Genomic DNA, 5,675 nt, shown 5'->3' on the forward strand with positions numbered 1-5,675 from the left:
CGGGCGATTAGCTCAGTTGGTTCAGAGCGTCTGCCTTACAAGCAGAATGTCAGCGGTTCGAATCCGTTATCGCCCACTACCGAAAATCGGAAACGATTTGGGGTGGTAGCTCAATTTTGGTTAGAGCACCGGCCTGTCACGCCGGAGGTTGCGAGTTCAAGCCTCGTCTATCCCGCGATAAAAGCCTCTCTTTCGAGAGGCTTTTTCGTTTATTGAGCGAAATCCAAAATTGCCACGCTATGCCAGCGCGGCATCATCTTACCAAAGGAACGCGCCCAGACTGATAGCAAAATGGTGAGACACGAAATCGGCATTGATTCTCACATTACCATTTCTCGAATCATAATAGTTGTCCGTATACGAACCAAACATCGCCATGTATTTCAAACGGGCGACTAGGGCAAATGAAGGGCCGCCGTATCGTTTCGGCCTTGTAGCAAACAGACGGACGTCCGCATTGAGTCCAAGCAGGAACGTCGTCGATGCGGAGGATTCATCCATATCCACATTCTTGAACTCATAGCTCCCGACGCCGAGAAACGGCTCTGCCCTAAAGAAGCGGGAGTCGAAAGCTGTAAACCCGACAGAAAGACCCACAGTCTCATCCTTCACTTTTTCCCATCTGTAGTCATAATCCATAGGTATATTCATAAACCCATTAGCACAAAATACATTCAAAGAAATACGCCTCATCTGGAGGGTCGCTTCCAACATAATACTCGAACCCTTCTTTGTCTCGACATGCTCAGTTATCTCCCCAGACATAAAGCCCGTCCAAAGGCCAGCAAAAATACCTAGACCGCCCGTATAATACTTGTGCTTGAAGGGATTTTTGCGAAACTCGCGTACACGGGCATATATTTTTTCCACCATGGGGATTATCTGATTCTTGAGGTAATTCGTGTGTTCCGTATATGGATTCTCAACGACAAATTTGTGCGCCCTCGCAAGGAACTGTTCCACACGGACCGTATCGCGCAAACCTCGGTACAGGTAAGCCGAATTGCGGTACGAGAAAACCTCGATGCCAACCGTAAGTTCTCCATAAATCATAGCCGCATAGAGGTCCTTGAGTTCGGTACTTACATTGGAAGCATCCACAAGATTCACCAGCGAATCCGCCTTCTGCTCCGTAAACTTTTCAAACTTGCCGTAAAGGTATTTGTGCAGCACATCGTTTTCAGTGATGCGGTCATCCTTCTCTATAACATAGGTTGAATCCAACAGTTTGCGGCGCTGGCCAGCGTACTTACGCACACCATCCTCGTAATGCCCCATTTCCATATCGATCAGGTATTCCTCGAATACGGTCAGCGGGGCTCCTTGCGTCACATTTTCCTTCAAATAGGCGTAAGCCTCGCCCGCCTGCTCGAAATTCTTATTTTCGAGAGACTTCTTGAGCACATCACGCGCACGGCTGAACAGTTCTTTTTTGGAAGGCGTGTTGGTGTGATAAATTATTTTGGAAGGCGCGTTGGTGTAATAAATTACGTTCTGGGGAACAGTTTTTTCCTGCGACCAACAAAGCACCGCAGATAAAATTATAAGGAGAGATAGGATTTTTTTCATATTCATTACCAAAAAAACACCCCGAAACCAAGGCTAAAGAAGGGTGAAACATTCTCGCCGCTAATAAAGGGCGCTTCGTCGAAACTGATATACGACACACCGAACTTGCCGACAAGCGACATTCCGAAGAAATGATTCATTGCCCTGAACAAGTATGCCGTAAGGAAACGGAAATCTACATCCACGGCAAGCGTCAAATTGCGTTCACCGGAAAACAGATCATCTTCACCTTCGTTGAGATATTTTTGTTTGGAAGCAGAACCAAGGTTCGTCTTCGCTTCAAGCCATATCTCAGGAATACCATACGCGACATACGGACGAATCTTGAGGTAGCGGCTATCGAAGACAACAAAGCCTAACCCAATGCTATAGGAAAAAACATCCGTGATTCCAGAAGGGAGAAATTCCGCAATAAGCGCAAACCTTTTAATCTGCAGGTAGAACTCCAAATTGAAAGGAATTCCCTCTGTTTCAACGAAATCAGAACGATACAGTTCATCCCCGAAAGCGAACCCGCCAGAAAACAAAAATACATTGGTACCGAAGCCACCGGTATAAAGATTTTTCCTAATATTCTCTTCCTTGTTTTCAGAGCGCATCTTGTTGTAATTGATTCGATAATCTCTTACAAGGTTATGATAATTCGCACGTTTCACAGGTTCGAGAATGCTTTTTTCAATCCACTTGGCATCGGGATGGTCCGGATACTTTTCACAGAACCTGCGCGCCAAGTCTGCAACCCAATCGAAAACTCCATTCCTGACATAACAACTCCTGAGAAGAAGCATTATCGCAAGTTCCATCTTATCCACTTCATCCAAACGCGCATTGTCAATCCTGTACGAAATTTGAGCGTACAGCGTCCTGGTAGAATCGAAGCTGTCGATTTTTTTCTTCACATAGAACATCAGCGCATCGTTTTCCGAATACGTGACATTTTCTGCTTCCAGGGAATCATAGAAGTTCTTGTAATACGAGACTTCAAATTCGAGCAATTCTCGCCACATTCCCTTGTCGATATATATGATTTCCTTTTCGACATTCGCGAGAGGGACTACGCCATCGAGCTTCGTGTTTTCGAGTTCAGCAATCTTCTGTGAAATCGCTGCCGTATCGTTGTTGTTTATCGCCTGCATGAGAGCCTCGCGTCCGCGATAGGCTACCGACATTTCAGAAGCACCTTCCTGCATCAACGACTGCTCGAACTTGTTAAGCGTATCGGAAGAGACCGCACTATCCGGCTGCATGAGAAATCTTTCAAATTCCTCGAAACCTCTCGCTTGAACAAACGCAGCAAAAAAAAGAATCAAAAAAAGATATGCTTTACGAATAGCCATCTAGCCCTACTCCTCCGTCATTCCGGTTTCGTTCTTCTTTTTTATTTCTTCACCCCATTTAGAAATCAAGGGAGCTTCGGCATACATGAAATCAGCAACCAAGGTAAGACATCTCGATGTATGGGATCCACCAAATTGATTATAATAAAAGATCGTTGTTACATCGGATTCCTTGACATAGACGATATTCGCTCCGACCTGACGAGCCAGTTTGCGTAAATAGTTTATGGTACCTTCACCGGAACAACCGACAGCAGCCCCAGTCTTGATTGTTCCCAAATAAACATTTTCCTGCGGAACAACAGGAACTTTGGCCGCACTGATAAACAAAACCTGGACAGAATCGGGCAGCGGTTGCGGATTCTTAGGACCATTCAGCAGCATATGCGGGACACGAGAACACGATGCAAAAAACAACAGCATCGTCACGATAGAAAAAATCGCAGCAAACCTCATAAAGCCCAACCCTCTCACAACGAATAGAAAAATCTGAACTTTGATCTAATTATAGTAATTAAGACAAGAATTCCCCAATAAGTATAATACAAAATAATAAAAAAACGTACAAAAAAGGACCCGCGAACGGGTCCTTCAACATAAAGGCATACTACCAAATCGCTATACCAAGGCTTATCGCGAATACGTGATTTATGTAGTAGTCCTCATATTCGTGGTCTTTATATTTATCAGAAAAAGAACCAAATTCCGCAATATATTTAAGACGAAGCATAAATCCCAACTCAAAGGCAACATCAGTAGACTTCACATGGTTCGCTCCCATGCGGATATCGATATTCCCACCCAAGATAAATGTGCTGAAATCTTTGTCGTCAAGACCATTGTTGAAGATATTTCCTCCGCAACCAATAAAAGGCTGCAGCTCAAAGTAACGCGAAGCGAATACCGCATAACCGAGCGTAAGCCCCAAGGATTCGTCCGTCTCTTCATTATCACGATCATACTCGGTAAGGCCCCCCTCATCGTAGAGGTAGGGGAAACTATGTATTAACCCAAAACCGTAGTAGAAGCCAAGAGCCACTCGTGAAAGTTGCAATTCAAAATCAAGAAGGATCGGGACACCCATCCTCACATCAAGATAATCATTCACAGCGCCCGTAGTGGTCCCCGCCCACGTGCCCAAGAATATAGCGATATCACCCGAATAATACTGATCGCTATCGGACTCTGATGCATTTGCAGGTTTTGCAAACAGGCAGGCAGATGCAACCAGAGTAAAAAGCAGCAGACGCTTAAACTTATCCTGAATCATCTGACTAAATATATAATAGGGAATCCGTTTGCGGATTCCCTATTAGACGAATGGCTAAAAACGCCGGATTAACAGCCGAGCTTAGCGGACAGGTAAGCTTCGAGTTCGTCGATCTTCACCAGTTCCTGCTTCATGGAGTCGCGTTCGCGAACCGTCACGTAGCCGAGCTTGGCCGGATCGGATTCACCCTCGCCAACGGTGTCGAAGTCGACGGTCACGCAGAACGGCGTGCCGAGTTCGTCCTGACGGCGGTAGCGCTTACCGATGGACTGCGTTTCGTCGTATTCCACGTTCCAGCGGTTCAGGAGCTTCTGGTAGAGTTCTTCGGCCTTGGCCTTCACCTGGCCCTTCTTCACGAGCGGAAGAACGGCAACCTTCACCGGAGCAATCTTCGGGTCGAAATGGAGAACGGTACGTTCGTCGTTTTCAAGCTTTTCGACTTCGTAGGCGTCGCAGAGGAGCACGAGGAGCAGGCGTTCCACACCGAGAGACGGTTCCACGACGTACGGGATGTAGCGCTTGTTCTGAACCGGGTCGATGTATTCCTGCTTGACCTTGGATTCGTTCTGGTGCTGCGTCAAGTCGTAGTTCGTACGGCTGGCGATACCCCAGAGTTCGCCCCAACCGAACGGGAATTCGTATTCGACGTCGGTGGTGCCGTTAGAGTAGTGAGAAAGTTCTTCCTTGGCATGTTCGCGGAGGCGGAGCTTTTCCTTGTTCACGCCGAGATCGTTCACGAGCCAGTCGAAGCAGTACTTGCGCCAGAAGTTGTACCAGTCAAGTTCGGTACCCGGTTCGCAGAAGAACTCGAGTTCCATCTGTTCGAATTCGCGGGTACGGAAGATGAAGTTACCCGGAGTAATTTCGTTACGGAAAGACTTACCGATCTGGCCGACACCGAACGGGATGCGCGGGCGGACGTTGTCGACGATGTTCTTGAAGTCGACGAAGATACCCTGGGCCGTTTCCGGACGGAGGTACACCTTGTTGCCTTCGCCTTCGATAACACCGATTTCAGTCTGGAACATCAGGTTGAAAGCGCGGGGCTTGGTCCATTCGGTCTTGCCGCAAGTCGGGCATTCGATCTTGTTGTCCATCATCATCTGGTGAACTTCGTCAAAATTCTTGCCGGCGCAGCAGCCTTCGCCGAGCTTGTCTTCGAGGAGCTGGTCAGCGCGGAAACGTTCGTGGCAGGCAAGGCAGTCTACCAGCGGGTCAGAGAAGTTACCCACGTGGCCGGAGGCCTTCCAAACGCGGGGGTTCAAAAGGATGGAACTGTCGAGACCGAGCACGTCCTGACGGCTCGTGACGAACTTCTTCCACCAGAGGTTCTTAATGTTGCGCTTGAGTTCCACGCCATACGGACCGTAGTCCCAAGTGTTGGCGAGGCCATCGTAAATTTCGGAGCCCGGGAAAATGAATCCGCGGCGCTTGCAGAGGGAGATGATGTCCTTGAGGGCATCCTGGACTTTCTTTGCCATTTTATATCCTTTATCGGC

Annotated in this window: 5 protein-coding genes and 2 tRNA genes; 2 read left to right on the forward strand and 5 right to left on the reverse strand. The window is 47.7% G+C overall.

Annotated elements, in window-relative coordinates; all coding sequences use genetic code 11:
- Position 1 precedes the first annotated feature (1 nt).
- A tRNA-Val gene (locus IK012_RS00125) sits at positions 2-76 on the forward strand.
- Between the two features lie 23 nt (positions 77-99).
- Positions 100-175 (forward strand) — tRNA-Asp (locus tag IK012_RS00130).
- 83 nt (positions 176-258) lie between these two features.
- Here the strand turns inward: IK012_RS00130 and IK012_RS00135 are convergent.
- The 5 genes from IK012_RS00135 to IK012_RS00155 form a co-directional block, all read right to left on the reverse strand.
- Positions 259-1,575, reverse strand: a complete 1,317-nt coding sequence (locus IK012_RS00135; protein WP_290949073.1) for a hypothetical protein — start codon at positions 1,573-1,575, stop codon at positions 259-261.
- Positions 1,575-2,906 (reverse strand): hypothetical protein, encoded by a 1,332-nt coding sequence (locus tag IK012_RS00140; protein WP_290949076.1) that lies wholly within the window; start codon positions 2,904-2,906, stop codon positions 1,575-1,577. The genes IK012_RS00135 and IK012_RS00140 overlap by 1 nt, the downstream gene beginning before the upstream one ends.
- A 6-nt stretch (positions 2,907-2,912) precedes the next feature.
- The gene (locus tag IK012_RS00145) at positions 2,913-3,362 is read right to left on the reverse strand and encodes a hypothetical protein (RefSeq protein ID WP_290949079.1); all 450 of its coding nucleotides are present in this window, start codon (positions 3,360-3,362) and stop codon (positions 2,913-2,915) included.
- 151 nt (positions 3,363-3,513) lie between these two features.
- Complete coding sequence (locus tag IK012_RS00150; RefSeq protein WP_290949082.1) at positions 3,514-4,176, reverse strand: hypothetical protein; 663 nt, start codon at positions 4,174-4,176, stop codon at positions 3,514-3,516.
- 68 nt (positions 4,177-4,244) lie between these two features.
- Positions 4,245-5,657 (reverse strand): glycine--tRNA ligase, encoded by a 1,413-nt coding sequence (locus IK012_RS00155; RefSeq protein WP_290949086.1) that lies wholly within the window; start codon positions 5,655-5,657, stop codon positions 4,245-4,247.
- Between the last annotated feature and the right edge of the window lie 18 nt (positions 5,658-5,675).

The sequence above is a fragment of the Fibrobacter sp. genome, assembly GCF_017551775.1.
Taxonomy (GTDB): domain Bacteria; phylum Fibrobacterota; class Fibrobacteria; order Fibrobacterales; family Fibrobacteraceae; genus Fibrobacter.

Excerpts from the sequence above, each read along its gene's own strand:
- IK012_RS00135 (WP_290949073.1), bottom strand. The coding sequence starts at position 1,575 with ATGAATATGAAAAAAATCCTATCTCTCCTTATAATTTTATCTGCGGTG.
- IK012_RS00140 (WP_290949076.1), bottom strand. The coding sequence starts at position 2,906 with ATGGCTATTCGTAAAGCATATCTTTTTTTGATTCTTTTTTTTGCTGCG.
- IK012_RS00145 (WP_290949079.1), bottom strand. The coding sequence starts at position 3,362 with ATGAGGTTTGCTGCGATTTTTTCTATCGTGACGATGCTGTTGTTTTTT.
- IK012_RS00150 (WP_290949082.1), bottom strand. The coding sequence starts at position 4,176 with ATGATTCAGGATAAGTTTAAGCGTCTGCTGCTTTTTACTCTGGTTGCA.
- IK012_RS00155 (WP_290949086.1), bottom strand. The coding sequence starts at position 5,657 with ATGGCAAAGAAAGTCCAGGATGCCCTCAAGGACATCATCTCCCTCTGC.